20 protein-coding genes are annotated in these 22,102 nt (G+C 70.5%); all 20 read left to right on the forward strand.

Annotated features, from left to right (window positions below; translation table 11 throughout):
* Position 1: 1 nt before the first annotated feature.
* The 20 genes from AC1UKG_RS10140 (at position 2) to AC1UKG_RS10235 (ending at position 22,050) form a co-directional block, all read left to right on the forward strand.
* Positions 2 to 2,146, forward strand: a complete 2,145-nt coding sequence (locus AC1UKG_RS10140) for a peptidoglycan D,D-transpeptidase FtsI family protein (RefSeq protein WP_026325151.1) — start codon at positions 2 to 4, stop codon at positions 2,144 to 2,146.
* Positions 2,147 to 2,237: 91 nt separating this feature from the next.
* Entirely contained in the window at positions 2,238 to 3,782 is a 1,545-nt protein-coding gene (locus AC1UKG_RS10145; protein WP_482642677.1) for a UDP-N-acetylmuramoyl-L-alanyl-D-glutamate--2,6-diaminopimelate ligase, read from the forward strand.
* Positions 3,779 to 5,194: a UDP-N-acetylmuramoyl-tripeptide--D-alanyl-D-alanine ligase gene (locus AC1UKG_RS10150; protein WP_482642678.1), complete on the forward strand. Its 1,416-nt coding sequence runs from the start codon at positions 3,779 to 3,781 to the stop codon at positions 5,192 to 5,194. Before AC1UKG_RS10145 ends, AC1UKG_RS10150 begins: the two co-directional genes overlap by 4 nt.
* On the forward strand, positions 5,191 to 6,315 hold the full coding sequence (gene mraY, locus AC1UKG_RS10155) for a phospho-N-acetylmuramoyl-pentapeptide-transferase (RefSeq protein WP_018742824.1): 1,125 nt from the start codon (positions 5,191 to 5,193) through the stop codon (positions 6,313 to 6,315). The genes AC1UKG_RS10150 and mraY overlap by 4 nt, the downstream gene beginning before the upstream one ends.
* Positions 6,316 to 6,515: 200 nt before the next feature.
* The gene (locus AC1UKG_RS10160) at positions 6,516 to 7,946 is read left to right on the forward strand and encodes a peptidoglycan glycosyltransferase FtsW (RefSeq protein WP_050564233.1); all 1,431 of its coding nucleotides are present in this window, start codon (positions 6,516 to 6,518) and stop codon (positions 7,944 to 7,946) included.
* A complete protein-coding gene (murG, locus tag AC1UKG_RS10165) occupies positions 7,946 to 9,052 on the forward strand; it encodes an undecaprenyldiphospho-muramoylpentapeptide beta-N-acetylglucosaminyltransferase (protein ID WP_020608476.1) in 1,107 nt (368 codons plus the stop codon). Before AC1UKG_RS10160 ends, murG begins: the two co-directional genes overlap by 1 nt.
* A complete protein-coding gene (gene murC, locus AC1UKG_RS10170) occupies positions 9,049 to 10,593 on the forward strand; it encodes a UDP-N-acetylmuramate--L-alanine ligase (protein WP_482642679.1) in 1,545 nt (514 codons plus the stop codon). Before murG ends, murC begins: the two co-directional genes overlap by 4 nt.
* A 32-nt stretch (positions 10,594 to 10,625) precedes the next feature.
* On the forward strand, positions 10,626 to 11,408 hold the full coding sequence (locus AC1UKG_RS10175) for a cell division protein FtsQ/DivIB (RefSeq protein WP_026271229.1): 783 nt from the start codon (positions 10,626 to 10,628) through the stop codon (positions 11,406 to 11,408).
* Positions 11,409 to 11,634: 226 nt separating this feature from the next.
* Complete coding sequence (gene ftsZ, locus AC1UKG_RS10180; RefSeq protein WP_018730744.1) at positions 11,635 to 12,750, forward strand: cell division protein FtsZ; 1,116 nt, start codon at positions 11,635 to 11,637, stop codon at positions 12,748 to 12,750.
* A 9-nt stretch (positions 12,751 to 12,759) separates the two neighbouring features.
* Complete coding sequence (locus tag AC1UKG_RS10185) at positions 12,760 to 13,506, forward strand: YggS family pyridoxal phosphate-dependent enzyme (protein ID WP_018742818.1); 747 nt, start codon at positions 12,760 to 12,762, stop codon at positions 13,504 to 13,506.
* 188 nt (positions 13,507 to 13,694) lie between these two features.
* Complete coding sequence (locus AC1UKG_RS10190) at positions 13,695 to 14,381, forward strand: cell division protein SepF (RefSeq protein ID WP_018742817.1); 687 nt, start codon at positions 13,695 to 13,697, stop codon at positions 14,379 to 14,381.
* A gap of 29 nt (positions 14,382 to 14,410) precedes the next feature.
* Positions 14,411 to 14,719 (forward strand): YggT family protein, encoded by a 309-nt coding sequence (locus AC1UKG_RS10195; protein ID WP_012014418.1) that lies wholly within the window; start codon positions 14,411 to 14,413, stop codon positions 14,717 to 14,719.
* 41 nt (positions 14,720 to 14,760) lie between these two features.
* On the forward strand, positions 14,761 to 15,573 hold the full coding sequence (locus AC1UKG_RS10200; RefSeq protein WP_018742816.1) for a DivIVA domain-containing protein: 813 nt from the start codon (positions 14,761 to 14,763) through the stop codon (positions 15,571 to 15,573).
* A 112-nt stretch (positions 15,574 to 15,685) separates the two neighbouring features.
* Positions 15,686 to 16,231, forward strand: a complete 546-nt coding sequence (locus AC1UKG_RS10205; RefSeq protein WP_482642680.1) for a hypothetical protein — start codon at positions 15,686 to 15,688, stop codon at positions 16,229 to 16,231.
* On the forward strand, positions 16,224 to 16,538 hold the full coding sequence (locus AC1UKG_RS10210; RefSeq protein ID WP_026271228.1) for a DUF167 domain-containing protein: 315 nt from the start codon (positions 16,224 to 16,226) through the stop codon (positions 16,536 to 16,538). Before AC1UKG_RS10205 ends, AC1UKG_RS10210 begins: the two co-directional genes overlap by 8 nt.
* 539 nt (positions 16,539 to 17,077) lie before the next feature.
* Entirely contained in the window at positions 17,078 to 17,497 is a 420-nt protein-coding gene (locus AC1UKG_RS10215) for a TraR/DksA family transcriptional regulator (protein ID WP_012183523.1), read from the forward strand.
* 62 nt (positions 17,498 to 17,559) lie between these two features.
* On the forward strand, positions 17,560 to 18,291 hold the full coding sequence (gene lspA, locus AC1UKG_RS10220) for a signal peptidase II (protein WP_018742813.1): 732 nt from the start codon (positions 17,560 to 17,562) through the stop codon (positions 18,289 to 18,291).
* Positions 18,288 to 19,232: an RluA family pseudouridine synthase gene (locus AC1UKG_RS10225; protein ID WP_482642681.1), complete on the forward strand. Its 945-nt coding sequence runs from the start codon at positions 18,288 to 18,290 to the stop codon at positions 19,230 to 19,232. The genes lspA and AC1UKG_RS10225 overlap by 4 nt, the downstream gene beginning before the upstream one ends.
* 49 nt (positions 19,233 to 19,281) lie before the next feature.
* Complete coding sequence (locus tag AC1UKG_RS10230; RefSeq protein WP_482642682.1) at positions 19,282 to 20,517, forward strand: hypothetical protein; 1,236 nt, start codon at positions 19,282 to 19,284, stop codon at positions 20,515 to 20,517.
* Positions 20,518 to 20,580: 63 nt separating this feature from the next.
* Complete coding sequence (locus tag AC1UKG_RS10235) at positions 20,581 to 22,050, forward strand: AAA family ATPase (RefSeq protein WP_026271227.1); 1,470 nt, start codon at positions 20,581 to 20,583, stop codon at positions 22,048 to 22,050.
* Positions 22,051 to 22,102: the final 52 nt, after the last annotated feature.

Below are 22,102 nucleotides of genomic sequence, written 5' to 3' on the forward strand. Positions count from 1 at the left end.
TGTGCCGCCGAGATCGGAGGAGCCGCGCCGGGACGCCAAGGGGTCTCGGCGCGGCCCGTCCCGCACCGACAGTTCCGCCGATCCCCGCCCGGCAGAGTCGGGTGGTGGCATCTCTGGTGCCCGGGCCTACACCCCCCGCGGCCGCAGCATCGGTGAGCAGCGGCTGGGGGATGCCCGCGGAGGTCGCGCCGAGCCGCGTCGGACACCGCGAGGGGACCGCGGTCGCTCCGGTGACCCGTTCCGTCCGGCACTCCAGGTGCTCAGCGGTGGGCGGGCCAGCGCTGCCCGGCGGGCGAACCCGCCACGTCGCACCTCCGTGGTGCGCACCGTGCCCCGGCGTTCACCGGCGGAGGAGCCGCCACCGCGGCGACGCCCGCCGCGCCCAACCTCAGCCCGGCCGACGCGACGCCGCCGGCTGAGGCCACCCCGCCTGGCCGACCCCGGCCGTCGGCTGCGGCTCGGCACCGCGCTGGCGCTGACCCTGTTCACCGTCATCGGTATTCGGCTCGTCGTGCTGCAGGTCGTGGAGAACCCGGATTACGCCGGTGCCGGAATCGAGGACCGGCTGAGGAACGTCATCCTGCCGGCGCCTCGTGGCTCGATCTACGACCGGGACGGCGAGGTGCTGGCGCACAGTGTCGAGGCTCGGTATGTCTTCGCCGACCCGAGTCAGATCGACGACCCGGTCACCACCGCGCAGGCGCTCTCCGAGCCGCTCGGCATCCCGGCGGCGGAACTCGCCGAGAAGATGCGAAAACGCAAGAGCAACGGCTACGAACTGGAGTTCGTGTACCTCAAACGGGGGGTGGACATTGACGTGGCCGAGCAGATCGAGGACCTTGAGCTGAAGGGTGTCGACACCCGGCGTGATGAGGGACGGGAGGTCCCCGGCGGGGGCCTGGCCGCCAACCTGATCGGCTTCACCAGCGACGACATGGTCGGCTTGGAAGGGCTCGAGGCCGGCTACGACAAGGTGCTCGCTGGCAAGGACGGTAAAGAACGCTACGAGGCGGGGTGGGGCGCGCAGATCCCCGGGGGCTTCAGCGAGACGACCGAGGCGAAGCCGGGCAGCTCGCTCTGCCTCACCCTCGACCGGGACCTGCAGTACATGGTGCAGGCCAAGCTGGCCGAGGCGATGGAAGCGGTCAACGGTTCGACCGCCACCGCGGTCGTCCTGGAGGTGGGCACCAGCGAGGTGCTGGCCCAGGCCTCCTACCCCACCTACGACGTCGCGAACTGGCGCGACAGCGACCCGGCCGACCGGGTCGACGTGGCGACCGGGTTCGTGGTCGAACCGGGGTCGGTGCACAAAGCGATCACGTTCGGCGCCGCTCTCCAGGAAGGCGTCATCACCCCGGACACCACGCTGCCCGTCCCCAACACCGTCCGCCTCGGCGGCACCACGTTCGAGGACACCACCAAGGCGAACGGTCGACGGATGAGCCTGGCGGGGATGATGGCGTATTCGTCCAATGTCGGCACCATCGCCATCGCCGACCAGCTTGGTCCGGACCGGCTCATCGACTATCAGAAGCGCTTCGGGCTGGGCGAGCCGACCGGTGTCGGGTTGTTCGGCGAGGCGGGTGGCGCGCTGCTCCCCGCTGACCAGTGGAGCGACTCGTCGCACGGCTCCGTGCCGATCGGGCACAGCGTGGACGCCACCGCGATCCAGATGGCTGCCGCGTACGCGACCATCGCCAACGACGGCACGTACGTCGCGCCGCGGCTGGTGAAGGAGATCATCCGGCCGCAGGGAGAGCGGATAGCGCCGGAGGCGCCGACGACCCGGGAGGTGCTGACCCCGGAGACCGCCGCCGAGCTGCGTACCATCCTGGAGGCGGTGACCACCGTTGACGGCGCGACCGGTCGGGCCGCGGCGATCTCCGGATACCGGGTGGCCGGGAAGAGCGGCACGGGCTTGCGGTGGGTTGACGGGCAGAAGCAGCCCGGCGTGGCGTCGTTCATCGGGATGGCTCCAGCGGAGAAGCCCCGTTACGTGATCGCTGTCTTCGCCCAGACCCCGGGTGGCGGGGGCGGCGACATCGCCGCGCCGGTGTTCGCCGACATGATGCGGTTCACTCTGCAGCACTATCGGGTGCCGCAGTCGCCGTCCCCACCGCCCAACTTTGCCGTCTTTCCCCGTTGACCAGCGTAGACGGGACATCATCGGTGCGTGTCGACGAACCGCCGGGGCGGCTGTGTGGCCGGAACCGGACGACCGGGTAGGGTCTGACGCCGTGTCCGGCAATCCTCGCCCTCGTAGCGTGACCGGAATCCGGCTCGGTAACCTCGCCGCTCGGCTCGCTGCCGAGCCCGGTGCGGACGCCGTTGACCTCCGGTCCGGTCCAGCGGAACCGACGATCACCGGGGTGACGCACGCCAGCCAGGAGGTCCGCCCCGGCGACCTGTACGCGGCCCTGCCCGGTGCCCGGCGGCATGGTGCCGAGTTCGTCTCGGCCGCGGCCCAGGCCGGTGCGGTGGCCGTGTTGACCGACCCGGATGGCGTGGCGGCGACCGCGGAAGCCGGTCTGCCCATGCTGGTGGTGCCGCACCCGCGGGCCGTGCTGGGTGACGTTGCCAGTGTGGTGTACGGCGACCCGACGGCCGGGGTGACGGTGATCGGGATAACCGGAACCGCGGGCAAGACCTCCACGGCGTACCTGGTCGAGTCGGGGCTGCGGGCGGCCGGGCACACCACGGGCCTGATCGGCACCGTGGAGACCCGCCTCGGGGATCTGGTGATCGACAGCGTCCGGACCACGCCCGAGGCGACCGACCTGCACGCCATGCTCGCCGCTGCCCGAGAGCGCGGCGTCACCGCCGTGGTCATGGAGGTGTCCAGCCACGCCCTGGCGATGGGGCGGGTCGGCGGCGTTCGGTTCACCGTCGGCGGCTACACCAACTTCGGCTCGGACCACCTCGACTTCCACGCCGACTCCGCGGACTACTTCGCCGCCAAGGCGAAGCTCTTCGACGGCCGCTGCGAGATGGAGGTGCTCAACCACGACGACCCGGCGCTGATTCCGCTGCGCCGGCCCGCCACCGTGACCTACTCCGCGGCCGGCGACCGCTCCGCCACCTGGTGGGCCGACGAGGTCGGTGGCGAGGGGTACGCACAGCGCTTCACCCTGCACGGCCCGGACGAGCTGACCCTGCCCGCCGGGGTGGCCCTGCCCGGTCGGCACAACGTCGCCAACGCGTTGCTCGCTGTCGCCCTGCTGGTGGCGGCCGGGGTGGCGCCGCGGCCCGCCGTCGCGGGGGTGGCCGACTGCGGCGGCGTTCCCGGTCGGCTGGAGCTGGTGCCGTCCCCGGGCCCGGTGCGCGGTGTCGTCGACTACGCGCACAAGACCGATGCGATCGTCGCCGCGCTGGCGGCCCTGCGGGAGTTCAGCACCGGGCGGCTGATCTGCCTACTCGGCGCCGGCGGCGACCGGGACCGGGGCAAGCGGCCCCTGATGGGCGTCGCCGCCGCCGAGGGAGCGGATGTGGTGCTGGTGACCGACGACAACCCGCGGACCGAGGATCCCGCCGAGATTCGGGCCGAGGTGCTCGCCGGCGTACGCCGGGCCGACACCGAGGCGCAGGTTATGGAGGTACCCGGTCGGCGTGCGGCGATCGCGGAGGCGGTCGAGCTCGCCGCGCCGGGGGACGTGGTGGCGCTGTTGGGCAAGGGGCACGAGCAGGGGCAGGAGGTAGGTGGGCAGGTGCATCCCTTCGATGACCGCACTGAGCTGGCCGCCGCGCTGCGAGCCCGCTTCGGCGACCGGGCGGGGCAGCCGTGATCCGGCTGAGTCTGGCCGAGGTGGCGGCAGCGGTTGACGGCCGGTTGGTCGCCGCTGACCCGAGCGCCGCGGTCACCGGCTCGGTCGAGTTCGACTCCCGCAAGGTCGGTCCAGGCGGGCTCTTCGTGGCCTTCCCCGGGGAACGGGTGGATGGGCACGACTACGCCGAAGGGGCGATCCGGACAGGTGCGGTGGCGGTGCTCGGCACCCGGGTACTGCCCGGCGTGCCGATGGTGCTGGTAGCTGACGCCCGGCTGGCGCTGGGGCGACTGGCCCGGGCGGTGGTGGACCGGCTGCCCGAGCTGACCGTCGTCGGCCTCACCGGCTCCTCGGGTAAGACCAGCACCAAGGACCTGATCGCTGCCCTCACCGCTCGGCTCGGGCCGACGGTCGCCCCGCCCGGGTCGTTCAACAACGAGCTGGGGCACCCCTACACCGCACTCCAGGCCGACCTGGGCACTCGCTACCTCGTGCTGGAGAAGGGGGCCCGCGGGGTGGGCCACGTCAGCTACCTCTGCGAGGTGGTGCCGCCGCAGATCTCCGTGGTGCTCAACGTGGGCGTGGCCCACATCGGCGAGTTCGGTTCCCGAGAGACCATCGCCCTGGCGAAGGGGGAACTGGTTGCGGCGCTGCCGGCCGAAGGGCTGGCCGTGCTCAACGCCGACGATGACCTCGTCGCCGCGATGGCGACGCGAACCCGGGCGCGGGTGGTCCGCTTCGGTGAGGCGGCCGATGCGGACGTACGCGCGGTTGACGTGGTGCTGGACGAGCGGGGCCGGCCGTCGTTCACGCTGGTGACACCGGAGGGGCGCGCGCCGGTGCGGCTCGGGCTGACCGGCCGGCACCAGGTGTCCAACTCGCTCGCGGCCGCCGCGGTGGCCCGGGAGCTGGGAATGCCGGTGACCGAGCTGGCGACCGCCCTGGGCGAGCTCGGGCTGGTCTCGAGTCGTCGGATGGACGTCTTCGAGCGGGTGGACGGGGTCACCGTCATTGACGACTCGTACAACGCCAACCCCGCCTCGATGGCCGCCGCCCTGCGGGCGCTGGCCGGGTTCGAGCGGCGGCGCACCATCGCGGTGCTCGGCTACATGGCCGAACTGGGGCCGTACGAGCAGGACGGGCATGTCGAGGTCGGGCGACTCGCGGCCGACCTCGGGGTGGACCGCCTGCTCGTGGTGGGCGAGGCGGCGGCTCCCATCCATCAGGGCGCAACATCGGTACGTGACTGGGAAGGAGAATCGGTGCAGCTCACCGATCAGGCGGGCGCCGTCGAGGTGCTGCGGGGAGACCTGCGGCCCGGTGACGTCGTCCTGGTGAAGGGCTCGCGGTACCGCACCTGGGAGGTGGCGGACGCGCTGCGCGCCGACGCCGGGACCGATCGGGGCGCGGGGGCGGACGGTGGCCTGGCATGAGGGCAGTCATCGTCGCGGTCGGGGTGGCCTTCCTGGTCTCGCTGTTCTGCACCCCAATTGCGATCAAGGTCTTCACCCGGTTGAAGGCCGGCCAGCCCATTCGGGCCGAGGGGCCGGTGATGCACCAGGGCAAGAAGGGCACGCCGACGATGGGTGGGGTGGTCTTCATCCTGGCCACCGTCATCGCGTACGTCGCCGGGCACCTGGCCCTGACCACGCTGCCGGACGCGCAGATCGCCCAGGTCGAGCCGACCATCACGGCGCTGGTGCTGCTGGGGCTGATGGTGTTCTCCGGCGCGGTGGGTTTCATTGACGACTTCCTGAAGGTCCGCAAGCGGCACAGCGGTGGCCTCAACAAGCGCGGCAAGCTGCTTGGCCAGATCCTGGTCGGCGCGGTGTTCGGGGTGATCGCGCTCTACTTCCCGAGCACCATGACCGACTCTCAGGGCACGGTGACCAACACGGAGACGGTCGGCAGCACGACGTTGAGTTTCATCCGGGACATCCCGGCGCTGGAGCTCACCAAGGTCGGTGCGGTCATCCTCTTCATCTTCGTGGTGATGGCCGCCACCAACGGCGTCAACCTCACCGACGGTCTGGACGGTCTGGCCACCGGCGCCTCGGTGATGGTGCTCGCGGCGTACGCGCTGATCGCCTTCTGGCAGTACCGGCACTGGTGCGCGGACCCGAACTACACCCAGGAGTACTGCTACGCGGTGCGGGACCCGCTGGAGATCGCGTTGATAGCTGGCGCGGCGGCCGGCGCCTGCGTTGGGTTCCTCTGGTGGAACACGTCGCCAGCGAGGATCTTCATGGGCGACACCGGGGCGCTGGGCCTCGGTGGTCTGATCGCCGGGATGGCGATGTCGACCCGGACGATCCTGCTGCTGCCGATCATCGGCGGACTCTTCGTCATCATCACGATGTCCGTGGTGATCCAGATCATCTCCTTCCGGACCACCGGCAAGCGGGTCTTCCGGATGTCACCGCTGCAGCACCACTTCGAGCTCGCCGGCTGGAGCGAGGTCAACATCGTGGTGCGGTTCTGGATCATCGCCGGCATCGGTGTGGCGATTGCCCTGGGCCTGTTCTACAGCGAGTTCCTCGCCCGCGTCGGTTGACCGGACCCAGCGTCTCGACACGCCGAGGAGACGGTTGCGAGGGCCACGCCTCCCCCACCCGCGATGATGGGCGGGTGGGGGAGGGACCAGATGAAGAGGACAGCCCGGGGGCGGGGCGGCGCCGGCCGCCGGGGAGTACGCGTACCGCCGAGGCTCGGCCGGCAGCGCGGCCACCCGAGGAGGCTCCGGACGCTCCACCCCTGCGCGGTCTGAGCGCCACCGGCGGGTTGGCCGCGCTACGTGGCCTGCTGGACCGGCCGCTGGCCTCCTACTACCTTCTGCTGTTCAGCGTCGGCCTGCTGCTGCTGATCGGTCTCACCATGGTCTTCTCGGTGACCAGCGTGGAGGACTTCGCCGTACGCGGCGACGCCACCGCGTCGCTGACCGAGCAGGCCATCTTCGCGGTGTTCGGGATCGTGGCCTTCTGGGCGTGCCAGCGGCTGCCGGTCCGCACCTTCCAGGCGGTCGCCTGGCCGGCCCTCGGGGGCGCGGTGGGGCTGCTGCTGCTCCTGAATCTCTTGCTCGTGGTCGGCTCGCTGGCCGGTGTCGAACAGGTCGGCCCGTTCTCCGCGGACCGGAACTGGCTGTACTTTGGGCCGCTCCAGCTCCAACCCTCCGAGCTGGCGAAGTTCGCCCTCGTCCTGTGGGGGGCGGACGTGCTCGCCCGAAAGGGTGCCCGGCTCGGCTGGTGGCGGGAGTTGGCCACGCCGCTCTTCCCGGTGCTGGGGCTGCTGTTCGTACTGGTCGGCTACAACGACCTCGGCACGCTGCTCTGTCTGCTGGCCCTGGTCGTCGGGCTGTTGTGGGCAGCCGGGGTGCGGTTGCGCGTCTTCGCGGTGTTGAGCGCGATCGGCCTGTTCGGTGTCGGTCTGCTGGTGGCGGTCGCCTCCCTCGGTGCCGGGTCGAACGGGTCGGGCGGGGAGGGGCCCAATTTCCGGCTGCTCCGGCTGACGACTTTCTTTGACCCGCCGCCGCTCGACACCTGCAAGGCGCACGAGTGCTACCAGATGCTCCAAGCGCGGTACGCGATCGAGCACGGGGGCTGGTTCGGCACCGGGTTGGGCAAGGGTTCCCTGAAGTGGGGCGCGCTCCCGGCGGCGGAGAACGACTTCATCTTCGTGATCATCGCTGAGGAGTTGGGTGCTGTCGGGTGCGGTGTGGTCGTGGCGCTCTTCGCGGTGCTCGCGTACACCGGGCTGCGGATCGCCCGTCGGGTGACCGGCCGGTTCCGGCAGCTCGCCGCCGCCGGGGCGACCGCCTGGCTGATCGGCCAGGCAGTGATCAACATCGGTGGCGTGATCGGGTTGCTGCCGCTGACCGGCGTGCCGCTGCCATTCATCTCCGAGGGTGGGACGGCCCTGGTGGTCACGTTCGCCGCGGTCGGCATGCTCGCCTCGTTCGCGCGCGCCGAACCTGATGCGGCGAGAGCCCTGCATGCCCGTCCGCCGGCCCGATGGGTCCGACTAGTCTGGGCCCCGTTGCCGCCGCTCCCCGGCCGGCGCCGCCCGAGTTCCCCACCAGCTCCCCGGGCCCGGGCGCCCCGGGGGCGGCATGAAGAGGACCAGGCCGCACCGCGTGCCGTCCGGGCGAACCGGACCCGGCGTGGGTCGGCGGAGGAGAGGAGACGGTGATGGGTCCGCTGCGTTCGGTGGTGCTTGCGGGAGGTGGCACCGGGGGGCACATCTACCCGCTACTCGCCTTCGCCGACTGCCTGCGCCGGCACGACTCCGGTATCCGGATCACCTGCCTGGGCACTCCCAAGGGGCTGGAGAACGAGCTGATCCCGCCCGCCGGCTACGACCTGCGTCAGATCCCCGCACACCAACTGCCCCGTTCGGTCAATCTGGACCTGGTGAAGACCCCGGGCCGGATGTGGACCGCGGCCCGGGCGGCCGGCAAGGTCATCGACGAGGTGCAGGCCGATGCGGTGGTGGGGTTTGGCGGATACGTCTCGGTCCCGGCGTACCTCGCCGCCTGGCGACGGGAACTGCCGATCGTCATCCACGAGGTCAATGTGCCGCCGGGGGTGGCCAACCGGCTGGGCATGAAGTTCACCAAGCACGTCGCGGTGGGCTTCCCACACCAGCCGACGCAGGCCGAGTCGCTGCGCGGGGCCCGGGTGGTGGGGGTGCCGCTACGCCGGGGCATCGCCGGTCTGGACCGGGCCGCCATGCGGACCGCCGCCCGCGCCCACTTCGGTCTCCGTCCGGACCTGCCGGTGCTCTTCGTCGCCGGCGGATCGCAGGGCGCCCGCTCGATCAACCTTGCGGTCTCCGGGGCGGCCAAGGAACTGGCCCGCAACGGCGTGCAGGTGCTGCACGTGGTCGGTGCACGCAATGAGGCGGTGTCGGTGCCGACCGATCTGCCCGCACCGTACGTGACGTTGCCCTACCTGTCGCAGATGGAGCTGGGGTACGCCGCGGCCGACCTGATGCTCGGCCGGGGCGGGGCGATGACCTGCGCAGAGGTGGCGGCGGTCGGGCTGCCGACGGTCTATGTGCCGTACCCGCACAGCAACCAGGAGCAGCGACGTAACGCGTTGCCGGTGGTGGAGGCCGGGGGTGGGCTCCTCGTTGACGACGCCGAGCTGACGCCGGCCTGGGTGGAGAGCACGGTGATTCCGCTGATCCGGGACCCGCACCGGCTGGCCACCATGGGGGCTGCCGCGGCCGCGTACGGGCATCGCGACGGCGACGAAGCATTACTCAATTTTGTCTATGAGGCGGTGGTCCGGTGAGTGGGATGAGTGCGGCGAAGTTCTCGCCGGCCGGTCAGCTGACTGCGGAGGATCTCGGCGCCATCCACCTGATTGGGGCGGGTGGGGTCGGGATGAGCGGCCTGGCCCGACTCTTCCTCACCCGCGGGATCTCGGTCTCCGGCAGCGAACTGCGCGAGTGGCCATCGCTGGCGGGCCTGCGAGCCCTGGGTGGCACCATCCACATGAGTCATGAGGTGGCCAACCTCGACGGTGTGGACACCGTCGTCTACTCTTCGGCAATCCCGCCCGACCACCTGGAACTGGTGGAGGCGCGCCGTCGTGGCCTGCGGGTGCTGCACCGCTCCGAGGCACTTGCCGCGGCGATGACGGGCCGGCGGACGGTCGCGGTGGCGGGCACTCACGGCAAGACCACCACCACCTCAATGGTGACCATGGTGCTCCAACAGGCCGGGGTGGATCCGTCCTTCGTGATCGGCGGGGAGATATCCGAGGTCGGCTCCGGTGCGCACCATGGCACGGGCGAGTACTTCGTGGTGGAAGCGGACGAGAGCGACCGCTCCTTTCTGATCTATCGACCGTTTGTCTCGATCATCACCAATATCGAGGCCGACCACCTGAACACCTACGGTGACCTGGCCAACCTGGAAGCGGCCTTCGCTGATTTCGCCCGCCTCACCGACCCGGACGGCTTCATCATCACCTGCGCTGACGACGCGGGTAGCCGGCGACTGGTCGAGACGCTGCGTGCCGAGGGACGGCGGGTGTACACGTATGGCACCTCGGCCGACGCGGACCTACGGCTGACCGAGATGGCCTCATCCACCCGGGGCATCCGGTACCTCGCCGAGATCGACGGGCGGTCGCTGGGGGAGTTCCGGCTGCCGGTGCCGGGGCGGCACATGGGCCTCAACAGTGCCTCGGCGGTACTCGCCGCGTACCTGTTGGACCTGCCGTTGGAGGCGTCGCAGGCCGCGCTCGCGGCCTTTCCCGGCGTGCGGCGGCGCTTCGAGCGAAAGGGCGTCGCGGACGATGTGCTGGTCTACGACGAGTACGCCTACCACCCGACACCTATTGCGCTGGCCCTGCGGACGCTGCGGGAGGTGGCCGGCGACGGAGGGCTGATCGTGGTGTTCCAGCCCTATCGGCTCTACCGCACCCGGGATCTGCAGGCGGAGATCGCCGAGGCCCTCGCCATCGCCGATGAGTTGGTGCTGCTGGAGGTCTTCGGCCCCGGGGAACTGCGGGAGCCGGGGGAGGGGTCGGCGGCGCTGATCGAGGCGGTGCCCCTGCCGGCCGACCGGAAGGTCTTCGTGGACTCCTGGGAGGCGGCTCCGGTCGAGGTGGCCCGCCGGGCCAAGCCGGGCGATGTGGTGGTGACGATGGGCGCACCGCCCAGTTCGCTCCTGGGCGACCAGCTACTCGACGCGTTGTCGGAGCGGGGTGCCGCGGGCCCCACCGGCATCGTGCCCGGCGGTGACGTCGGGGGTGCGACGACGATCGGGGGCACCGTCCCCGACCTCCCGGGTAGCTCCACTCCCGATGCTTCCACCGCCGGATGAGTTCGGGGCCTACGCGTCGGCGTAGCTCTGGGGTGGAGGGGGGTGTTGGCCGCCGGGGGCCGGTCCGTCGCTGGCAGCTGGTTCGGGCCGGGCGGGACGCGGTTCCCGCCTCAACCCGACGATTCATGGCCCGGGCCCGGCGGCGCCGAATGCGCGCGGTTCTGCCGTGGGCGCTCGCGGCTGGCGGACTGGCGCTGTCGGGGTTGGTCGGTTGGGTGCTGGTCGGCACTGGCCTGTTCGGGGTGCGTGAGGTGCGGGTAGAGGGCGCCGAGTTGGTGACCTCGGTCGAGGTGCGTGATATCGCCGGTGTACCCGACGGCACGCCGTTGGCCCGGGTGGACCTCGCGGCCACCGCGGAGCGCATCGGTGGGCTGCCGGCAGTCGAGCGGGTTGACGTGACGCGGGACTGGCCGGATGCCCTCGTGGTCCGGTTAACCGAGCGGACCGGTGCGGCGGTGGTGCCGCAGGAGGGGCAGTTTCTCGTGGTGGATGCTGCCGGGGTCGTCTTCCGCCGGCTGTCGGCTCCCCCCGACGGCTTACCGGTGATTCGGCTGGCGGCACCGGGCCCGGCCGATTCGGAGACCCGGGCCGCACTGGCGGTGCTCGCCGTGCTCACCCCGCAGCTGCGGGCCGAACTCGTGGACATCACGGTGGAAGGGCTGGCCCGACTCACGCTTCACCTGCGCGATGAGCGGCGGGTGGTGTGGGGGGACGCGAGCCGGGGGGCAGACAAGGCGCAGGTGGCCACCGCGTTGCTGAACGGGGCGGCGGCCACGATCGATGTCAGCGCTCCGGACGTGGTGACCGTCCGGTGATGTGTGATCTGCCCGCCGGGGCGACACGCCGCCGGGTTGCTTGGCACATGGGGCGGAGGCGCTTACGTTGCCCCGAAGAGGATCAGTGGTTGACATAAATGTAACCCTCTAGTAGAGGGTGAGGGTTGACACCCGAGCCCTGGTGATGGCCGCGTCGTCAACCGTTGATCCTGGGCAAGCCGAGTGGCGCGGCCCATGCCAATCTCGAGGGGGAAAGGACCTTCAGATGACACCTCCGCACAACTACCTGGCGGTCATCAAGGTCGTCGGTATCGGTGGCGGCGGCGTGAACGCCGTCAACCGAATGATCGAGGTTGGGCTCAAGGGCGTCGAGTTCATCGCGATCAACACCGATGCACAGGCACTGCTGATGAGTGACGCCGATGTCAAGCTCGATGTGGGGCGGGAGCTGACCCGCGGTCTGGGTGCCGGTGCCAACCCGGATGTCGGCAAGAACGCGGCCGAGGACCACCGCGACGAGATCGAGGAGGTTCTGAAGGGCGCCGACATGGTCTTCGTGACCTGCGGCGAGGGCGGGGGCACCGGCACCGGCGGAGCGCCGGTGGTGGCGAACATCGCCCGCAAGCTCGGCGCGCTCACCATCGGCGTGGTCACCCGGCCGTTCTCGTTCGAGGGCAAGCGCCGCCAGGTGCAGGCTGAGGCCGGCATCGACGAGTTGCGGAACCAGTGCGACACGCTGATCGTGATCCCGAACGATCGACTCCTCGCGCTCGGTGACCGCAACATCTCCATGATGGATGCCTTCCGCACCGCGGACCAGGTGCTCCTCTCCGGTGTGCAGGGGATCACCGACCTGATCACCACTCCCGGTCTGATCAATCTGGACTTCGCCGACGTCAAGAGTGTGATGAGCGGCGCCGGCAGCGCCCTGATGGGCATCGGTAGTGCTCGGGGTGAGAACCGGGCGGTGGAGGCGGCCGAGGCGGCCATCTCCAGCCCGCTGCTGGAGCAGAGCATGGATGGCGCGCGCGGCGTGTTGCTCTCGATCGCTGGCGGTTCCGACCTGGGACTGTTCGAGATCAACGATGCGGCGCAACTGGTCACCGACGCGGCCCACCCAGAGGCCAACATCATCTTCGGTGCGGTTATCGACGACGCCCTCGGCGACGAGGTGCGGGTCACCGTCATCGCCGCAGGCTTCGACGGAGGCGCGCCCGCCTACAAGGCGGCCGAGCCGGCCCGTAAGACGAATCAGAATCAGCCGGCACCGGCCACGCCAGCGGTACCGGCGCCGCCCACCACTCCCGCCCCGCAACAGTCGCCACGTCGGGTTCTCTTCGACGACGTCGATGTCCCCGACTTCCTCAAGAACGGTTCCTGAGTCCTGCCGATGACCAACACCCCCGCCGCGGTGCCCACCAACCGGAGCGCCGATCTCGCAGCTGGCCTTGCCCGAGTCCGTACCCGAATCGCCGACGCCTGTACGGCGGCGGGTCGGGACCCGGGGGAGGTGGCCATGATCGCGGTGACCAAGACGTACCCGGCGAGTGACGTTGTCGCCCTGGTGGGGCTCGGGGCTGTCGAGGTGGGGGAGAACCGGGACCAGGAGGCCGCGGTGAAGGCCGCCGAGGTGGCCGCGGCGGGCGTGACGCCCCGGTGGCACTTCATCGGCCAGCTGCAGCGGAACAAGGCGAAGTCGGTGGTCCGGTACGCCGACGTGGTGCAGTCGGTCGACAGTGTCCGGTTGGCCCGGGCGTTGGATCGGGCCGCGGCGGCCGAACGGGACCGGCCGTTGGAGGTGCTCCTCCAGGTCAGCATCGACGGGGCGGTGGGTCGCGGCGGTGCGTTACCCGACTCCACCGACCCGGACACGGGTCTCGATCCGGTGGCCGAGGTGGTGGCCGGTGCCGATGGGCTGCGGCTCAGCGGATTGATGGCGGTGGCACCGCTGGGCTGGGAAGCGGACCGGGCGTTTGCCCGGTTGGCGGAGGTGGCGGCCGGGTTCCGGGTCCAGCACCCGCAGGCGAGGTTGTTGTCGGCTGGCATGAGTGGGGACCTGGAATCGGCGATCCGGCACGGCGCGACACATGTCCGGGTAGGCAGCGCGTTACTCGGAATGCGCCCCACGCTGCGGTAGCCTGGCCGCCAGGAGCAAATTACATCGGTGTTGTTTGGTGGGAGTGGCATTCCTCTCGTCGGGGTTGTGGCGCGCGACGCGAAGCGCGTGCCGTGGGGGTGTCGATCCGACGAGCAGAAGTTGATCCACTTGCGGCAGGCGACATGGCACGGGGGTGCGTGCCGTAGGGCGGACGGGAAGGGCGCGGGATGGGTGCGCTGCGCAAGGCGGGGGTCTGGCTCGGTCTGGTCGAGGAGGACGACGAGCGGGCTTACGACGACGGTGGTTACGACAAGGGGGGCTACCGCGAGTCGCGGTATCGGTCGAGCCGATACTCCGAGGACTTCGGAGAAGAAGACGACGACGTCGAGGAGGCCGCTCCGCCCCGTTCGCGGCTCGGCGACCGGGGGCGCCTGGAGCGGGCAGCGGCGCGGTCGAGTGACGTGGATCACCACGAGGAGGGTGAGGAGTCGGAGCGGGTCGAGCGCACCAGCGTCCGGTCGATCACCCGGTCCGCTCCCGAGTCGTCTGGAGCCCTGACCTACCACACCCGTGACAATCTGGCCTTGGCGCCGCAGGCGCCGGTCCGGGAGCGGGTGCCGGTGGAGGAGGAGCAGCGCTACCAGATCACCACGCTGCACCCGACGACCTACCGGGAGGCGCGGACGATTGGCGAGCACTTCCGCGACGGCGTCCCCGTCATCATCAACCTGACGGAGATGGATGAGGCGGATGCGCGGCGACTGGTCGATTTCGCCGCCGGGCTGGCGTTCGGGCTGCGCGGTACGATCGAGCGCGTGACCAACCGGGTGTTCCTGCTTTCGCCGGCCAATGTCCAGGTCACTGCGGAGGACAAAGCCAAGATCGCTGAGGGCGGTTTCTTCAGCCTCAGTTGATCAGCCCGAGTGCAAGGGACGTCACTAGCGTGTTGTCAATCCTGCTCCAGGTTCTTTATCTGGTCTTGTTTGTCTTTCTTCTAATCTTGTTGTCCCGATTTGTGTTGAGTGCGGTGCTCCAGTACGGCCGGCGTTGGCAACCAGGGCGTGGCGCGTCTGCGGGGCTGGAAACCGTGTGGAGCGTCACTGATCCTCCGCTCCACGCGTTGAGGCGTGTGATCCCTCCGCTGCGAATTGGTACCGTGAGCATCGACCTGGCCTCCCTTGTGCTCCTGGTTATCCTGTTCGTGCTGATGGAGTTCGTGTTAGGGCCGTCGATCATCAGGACCGCTGGATGACCGATGCGCTTTCGCGGCCGCAACTGACCCGAGGAGTTTCGATGCCGCTGACCCCGGCCGACGTCCACAACGTCGCCTTCAAAAAGCCGCCGATCGGCAAGCGGGGGTACGACGAGGAGGAGGTCGATGCCTTCCTGGACGAGGTCGAGCGTGAGCTGGCCCGTCTGATCGAGGAGAACAACGAGCTGCGCGCTCAGGTAGAGCGCGGTGGGCGCGGCGGTGGCCCCGCCGGTCCGGTCGGCCCCGGCGGTGACGCCCGGCTCGCCGCCGAGCTCAACGACGTGAAGGCCCAGCTCGACCGGGTCCAGCGGGACAAGGCCGGGGCCGAGCAGGCGGCTCGCGCGATGCAGGCGGAGCTGGAGCAGGTCCGCGGCGCCGGTGCCGTGCCGGCCGGCGGCGACGGCGAGCAGCAGGCACTCCGGGTGCTGATGATGGCCCAGCGGACCGCTGACGATCACGTCACCGACGCCCGTCGGGAAGCCGACCAGGTGCTCTCTGAGGCTCGGTCGAAGGCCGAAGAGGTCACCCGCGAGGCGCGAGCCAAGGCCGATGCCCTGGAGCGGGACGCTCGCCAGCGGCACCAGGAGGCCATGGGTGGCCTGGACACCAAGCGCACCGCGTTGCAGAAGCACATCGAGGAGCTCAAGCAGTTCGAGCGCGAGTACCGCACCCGCCTCAAGGCTTACCTGGAGAGCCAGCTGCGTGACCTTGACAGCCGTGGGCAGGGCCCGGATATCGAGATTGACCGGACTGATGGTGGGGGGCGTGCCGCTGGTGGCAACGGCCTCGCCGCGGCCGGACTCGCCGGCTCCTACGGTGGCGGTCGCTCTGGTGCGCTGGAGGCCGGTCGCTGACCACACTGGCCGGCGGTCGTCGCGCTGACGGTCGCCCGGTCTCGCTCAGATTCGGAACGAGACGCGGGGGTGGGCTTTGATAGTCGCCAGTATCCTGCTCATTCTCGTTGCCGTGGTGCTGCTGGTGGCTGGCCTCGCTGATGGCTCCAGCCTCCTGCTGGTTGTCTCCATCGCGGCCAGTCTGTTGGCCGCCGTCGCGCTTGTCGTGGGTGCCCGCCAGGCGGCCACGGCCCGGGCTGGGGCGGAGCGGACCCCGCCCGAGACTGATCGAGGCGGCGGGAGTGTCGACCGGCAACCGGGCGGCTTTGTGCTTCCCGGCCAGCATGGGTCCCCGATCGACCATGGCGGCACCGGGTGGCGGCAACCACCCGGGCCGCCGGTCACAGTCTCCGGACCGGTCGCGAACGACGAGCCGGCTCCCGAGTCGGTTTCCCCGGTGGAGGCAGCGCGGCTGGCCCGACTCGACCGCGAGGTGTGGGTGGTTGACGCCCGCCCCCGCTATCACCTGGCCGGCTGTTCCCGGCTGCTCGGCGAGCCCGAGCCGCTTCCCGTCGCCGAGGCGGTGGACCTCGGCTTTACGCCTTGTGCCCACTGCGCCCCGGTCGCGGCCCTGTCGACCGGAGAAGGGCGGATCGCCAGCGGCGGGACCGGTGCCTGAGGCGCCAGACGCCCGCGGCGGTGACTCATTGACCGTCGCGGTCCGGGTCAAACCGGGGTCGTCTCGGTCCTGGGTTGGGGGCCGCTACCTGGGTCCTTACGGCCCTGCTCTGGTAATCGCGGTGACGGCACCCCCAGTGGACGGGCGGGCCACCGAGGCGGCGCGCCGTGCGCTCGCCGAGGCGCTTGGAGTCCGGCGGGGAGCGGTTTCACTGGGCGCTGGGGTGGTTGGTCGAAACAAGATCTTTTATGTCGGTGGGGTCGGCGCCGAGATCGCCCGGAAGTTGCACCAGCTCCGCGACGGATGAGGCGGTCGGCCGCCACACGGTCCCTGGTCTTGCGTCTGGTGCGCGGCCCTGCCCTCGGTGCCCTGTCCCCGGTTCCTGACCGTTGCCCTGCTGCGCCCCGCCCTGGACCACGGGTGCTGCTGGCGGGGTGCGGTGGTGGTGGCTACTTCCGCCGAGGGCCGGCGGCAGTCTGATCTTCTTGCTTGCGAACACCGGGACGCTTCCGAGACACCGGGACGCTGCTGAGGCACTGGGGCGCTGCGGAACGAGGCGGAGCGGTGGCGGGCAGCGGAGGGCGGCGTATGGGTTTGGTGATTACGGCGAGGGTTGGAGTGATCGGTCTGCTAGCGTTCCTTTTGCCCGAGATGAGTTAATTCGGGGTGGGCGTCAGGGCGTCGGTGCGCCACATTGTCGGACGCCTGTACGTTCCGTATCCTTGCGAACCTCCGGAGTGCGCGGCCCTGTGGCTGCGCGCCCGTTTTGTACCTGGGGGCGCCGAACGCGGCGGCCTCTGTCCAGGTGCCGCGGTCCTCCGCGGCTCCGCGGCTAAGGGAGCGACGATGGCGAAGCCAGCCGACACCAGGACCGCCGGCCGTAAGCCGGCGGCCAAGTCCACCCGCAGCGCGGCGGAGACCGAGAAGATCCGGGCAGCCCTGGCAGCACGGCGGGACGAGCTTCGTGCCGAGTATGATCAGACGTTGAGCGAGATCACCGAGCTGCAGCGCGACCGGCTGACCGACTCGGCCGGGGACGACCAGGCCGATACCGGCACCAAGACGTTCGAGCGGGAGCAGGAGATCTCCCTCGCCAACAGCATCCTGGAACGGATCACGCAGGTCGAGCGGGCACTGGAGCGGCTCGACGAGGGTGGCTACGGCTGGTGCGAGCGGTGCGGCAACCCGATTCCGGTGGAGCGGCTGGCTGCCTTCCCGTCAGCGACCCTCTGTGTGACCTGTAAGCAGCTGGCGGAGCGGCGCTGAGGCCTCGCTCCTCAGCAGCCCGGTGAGGCGGCGCCGCCGCCGCGAGCGTCGATGGGGAGCAGATGACCGCAGGACCGACCCCGGGATCCGGCCGCGCCGAGGCGGCCGGGCCCGCCGAGCCGGTGGGCAGCCCGGCCCCCGAGCCGGACAGTGCCGTCGAGCCGGACCGGCCCGTCGCAGCGGACAAGCCGGCCGAGCCGGACCGGCCCGTCGTGGCGGACGGGCCCGTAGTGACCGACGGTGGGACGAATCGCCGCCGCGCCGCGTCGATCCTGTTCGGCATCGGCCTCGCCGTGTTGGCGCTCGACTTCGTGACCAAGCAGTTGGCACTTCAGGCACTGGAGGGTCGGGAGTCAGTCGAGCTTCTGGGCGGCCTGGTCTATCTCAGCCTCACCCGCAACAGCGGCGCGGCGTGGAGCATCGGCGCCGACCACACCTGGATCTTCTCGCTGATCACCATCCTCGTGATCGGCTGGATCCTCTGGGCGGCGTTGCGCCTGCGCTCCCTGCCCTGGGCGGTGTCGTTGGGGCTGGTGCTTGGCGGGGCCCTCGGTAACCTGATGGACCGGATCTTCCGTGCACCGGGCTGGTTCGTCGGTCACGTGGTTGACATGATCAGTGTTCTCGAGCCGTACGGCCGGGCATTTCCGGTGTTCAACGTGGCTGACAGCGCCCTGGTCTGTGGCGTCTGCCTCGCGGTGTTCCTCGAACTGACCGGCCGTCAGCGCGACGGCAGCCGGCTCGGCCGGGACGGACGACGGGTGAACCCCACCGTGCCGCGGGAGCGGGCATGACGGCGGCGTACGCGGCCGGCGGTGGCCAACGATCGCTGCCAGTCCCGGACGGACTCGACGGACTCCGCCTCGACCAGGCCGTCGCGCGGCTCTTCGGGCTCTCCCGGACAACCGCGGCGGCCCTGGTTGACGAGGGCGCTGCCGTCGTTGACGGCGCGGTGCGGGCAAATTCCTACAAGATTCGGGCCGGGTCCTGGCTGGAGGTGACGCTGCCGGCGCCGGCGGCTCCGCCGGCCGTCGTGCCGCAGGCGGTGTCCGGCCTCCGCGTCGTGTATGCCGACGACGACATCGTGGTGGTGGACAAGCCGGTCGGTGTGGCTGCCCATCCCAGTCCCGGTTGGACCGGACCGACCGTGATCGGTGGGCTTGCCGCGATCGGCCACCGGATCGCCACCAGCGGTGCGGCCGAGCGGCAGGGCGTGGTGCATCGACTCGACGTCGGTACGACCGGGATCATGGTGGTGGCCAAGAGCGAGCAGGCTTACACCGTCCTGAAGCGGGCGTTCAAGTACCGCGAGGTGGAGAAGCGCTACCACGCCGTGGTGCAGGGGCACCTCGATCCGTTGCGCGGCACCGTCGATGCTCCGATCGATCGGCACCCACACCACGACTACCGCTGGGCGGTGGTCTCGGGTGGTAAGCCCAGCATCACCCACTACGACACGCTTGAGGCGTTTCCGGCGGCCAGCCTGGTGGACGTGCGGCTGGAGACGGGCCGTACGCACCAGATCCGAGTGCACTTTTCGACGTTGCGTCATCCATGTGTGGGCGACCTCACGTACGGAGCCGATCCCACCCTCGCCAAGCGGCTCGGCCTGGATCGGCAGTGGCTACATGCCCGGGAGTTGGGGTTCCGCCATCCCCGAACAGGGGCGGAGGTCTGCTTCGTCAGCGACTACCCTGACGACCTGGGCCGTGCGCTGGGACTATTGCGGGACTAGGCGCGGCGATGACCTGACCGATCCAACGCGATGAGGGGGATCTCCGTCCGTGCGCTCCGGTGACCTGCTGCGCCAGCTGGATCAGCGGCTCCTACCCCACCTTTTGGGCACGGCGAACCGGCTGGCCCAGGGCCCTGCCCAACCCGGGGTCCTCCTCGCGGCTGTGCTGCTCTCCTGCCTTGCGGTGACGGTCACCGCGGTGTGGGGGATTGGTGCTCCGCAGGCCGGTGCCCCCACCGCGGACGAGGTGACCCGGGTCGGGGTGGCTGCCGGGGAGTCAATCCCCGGCTATCTGCAGGACGCCACGGACGATTTGGCGGCCCTGCCGACGGCGTCCCCGTCTCCGGAGAACGGCACCTTCGCGCTGGTCTCGCTGTCGACGTACCTCACGCCGTATCAGGCCGCCGATGTCTTCGATGCCGTGCCGGTCGCCGCTGTCATCGGTAGGGTGCCGTTACCAGAGCGGCAGACCGAGGTTGTCCGAATCGACGTGCCGGGCCTGCCAGGTGACGTGATCACCGCCGTGGCCGAATTGGCGGCTCGTAAGGAACAGGAGGCGGGCGACTATCGGGCCCGGGCCGCCGCGATCAGTGACGGGAGACCGGAGCAGCGCGAGCAGCGCGGGCTCTACCTCAGCGCGGCGCAGATGGCGGAGGCCGAAGCCAAGGCCTACCGGGGTGGGTGCGCCTGTGTCTATGCGGCGGTGGTTCGCGCAGAGCCGATCGAGCTGCGCCAGGTGGCGTCCCAGCCGGATGTACGGGTCGTTGACCCCGCGCCGGAGGTGCTTCGGCTGGACCGTACCGTCTTCACCCCGCCCCTGCCGGAGCAGGATGTGGTCGCGCACCCCCTTACGGACTCTGATCTGACCACCCCCGCCCCGGTGGATCCGGTTGTCCCCGATCCGGTTGTTGTCCCCGATCCGGTTGTCCCTGATCCGGTGGTCCCTGATCCGGTGGTCCCGGATGTGGCTGTTCCCGACCCGGTGGTCCCGGATCCGGTCCCCACGCCTACGCCGGCCGCCCCCACCCCGTACGTCCCGGACCCGGCCGCCCCCACCCCGGACCCCGAACCGGTCACCCCCAGCCCGCCGACGCCGACGCCGACGGAGGAGCCCGTCGCCGACCCAGTCCCGGACGCGCGGAAGTCGCCCTCGATTTCACCAGGCTCCAGCTCCGCCGCTGAGGTGCCGACCACGCCGGCTACCTCGGCGAACACGGTCGACGGCGGCGTATCCGAACCGGTTTCGGAAGGTGGGGTCGGCCCGGTGGCAGGCGGACCGGTATAGCCCTAATAGGCTTTCGTTCGTAGCCTGTCAGGCGGGGCAGCATGGAGCTTGGGAGGGCGAGCCGTGGAGGGCAGCGAGACCGGCTGGGGCCAGCCGGCCGAACCGGCACCGCGGTGGCGGGCGTTGCTCGACCGGGCGCGGCTCGGTAGCCGTGCGGCTGAGCCAGCCGGGCCGGACCGGTCGGGGCCTGCGGCCCCAGCCGAGCCATCGCCACGACGGGCCGGCGGCAGCGGCTACGCGGCCCGTGTGCCGGCAGCCGGATCGCAGGTGCCAGGCCCCGGCTCGCCGCCCGCCGAGTTGTCCTATGGCAGGCAGGCGCGAACCTATGGGGCCGATCCGCGGGAAGCGGGGCACCGAGGTGAGCCGGCATACCGGGGCGAGCGGGGATTACCGGCCGAGCCGGCGTATGGGGCTGATCTGGGCTATCGGACCCCAGGCCCGGAGCCTCGCTACTCCGAACCGGAGTCGCCGCCGGTGCAGTCCCGCTACTCCGAACCGGAGTCGCCGCCGGTGCAGTCCCGCTACGCCTTGCTCGACAATGGTTACCGGCACGCCCCGCCAGCAGGGAACGGCTACCAGTCTGATTCGGTCCATCGGTCCGAGCCGACCTATCCAGCCGATCCCGGGTATCGGTCTGGGAACGACTATCGCTCTGCGCCGGCGCACCCGCCCGCGGTAAGCCGCGGCTACGCCAGGGTGGAGTGGCGGCAGCCCGCAGCGACAAGTGGATCGGAACGTGCCGCCACCGTCCTTCGGGGGGAGCTCGGTAGCCCCCGGGTGCTGGCGTTCGCGAATCCCAAGGGTGGCGTGCACAAAACCACTGCGACCGTGCTGGCCGCCGCGACCGTTGGCAGCGTACGAGGCCGGGGCGTGCTGGCCTGGGACGACAACGAGCTACGGGGCACGCTCGGGCTACGTGCGGGCAGCGCCCGGCACGCCCGTACGATCCGGCACCTGATCAGCGACCTCGCGCACATCGAGATCAAGGAAGGGCCGGAGCTGCTGGACCAGCTCGACGACTATCTCCGGCACGCCGCGGACGGCTCGTACGACGTGCTGGCGGGTGAGGAGAGTCCCCGTTTCGCCCAGCGGCTCGACCAGTTCACCGTCCGGCGGGTGCTGGAGCTGCTCCGCCGTACCCACGACGTGATCTGTGTGGACACCGGCAACAACGTGGAGAGCCCCAACTGGCGTACCGTCATGCAGGCGGCCGATCAACTCGTGGTCACCACGGTGCCGCGGGAGGACGCCGCGTTCAGCGCCGACTGGATGCTCGACCTGCTACACGAGGTGGGCATGGGGGAGTTGGCCGACAACGCGGTGACCCTGATCTCGTGCCCGACTCCGGGGCGCAGTGAGCTCCGCGCAGACCTGGAACGACACTTCGCTACCCGGACCCGGGCGGTGACCGTGGTGCCGTATGACCCGATCCTGGAGTCCGGCTCGTCAATCGAGTACCACCAGCTTCAGCCGGCGACCCGGGAGGCGTGGTTGAGCGCCGCCGCGGTGATGCTGGAGCCGTTCGCCCGCTGAGTGGGCGTGTCGTCACCGGCGCCCCACGGCGCCGCCACTCCTGAGAGGATCA

It is taken from the genome of Salinispora sp. CH2A1_6, assembly GCF_056820975.1.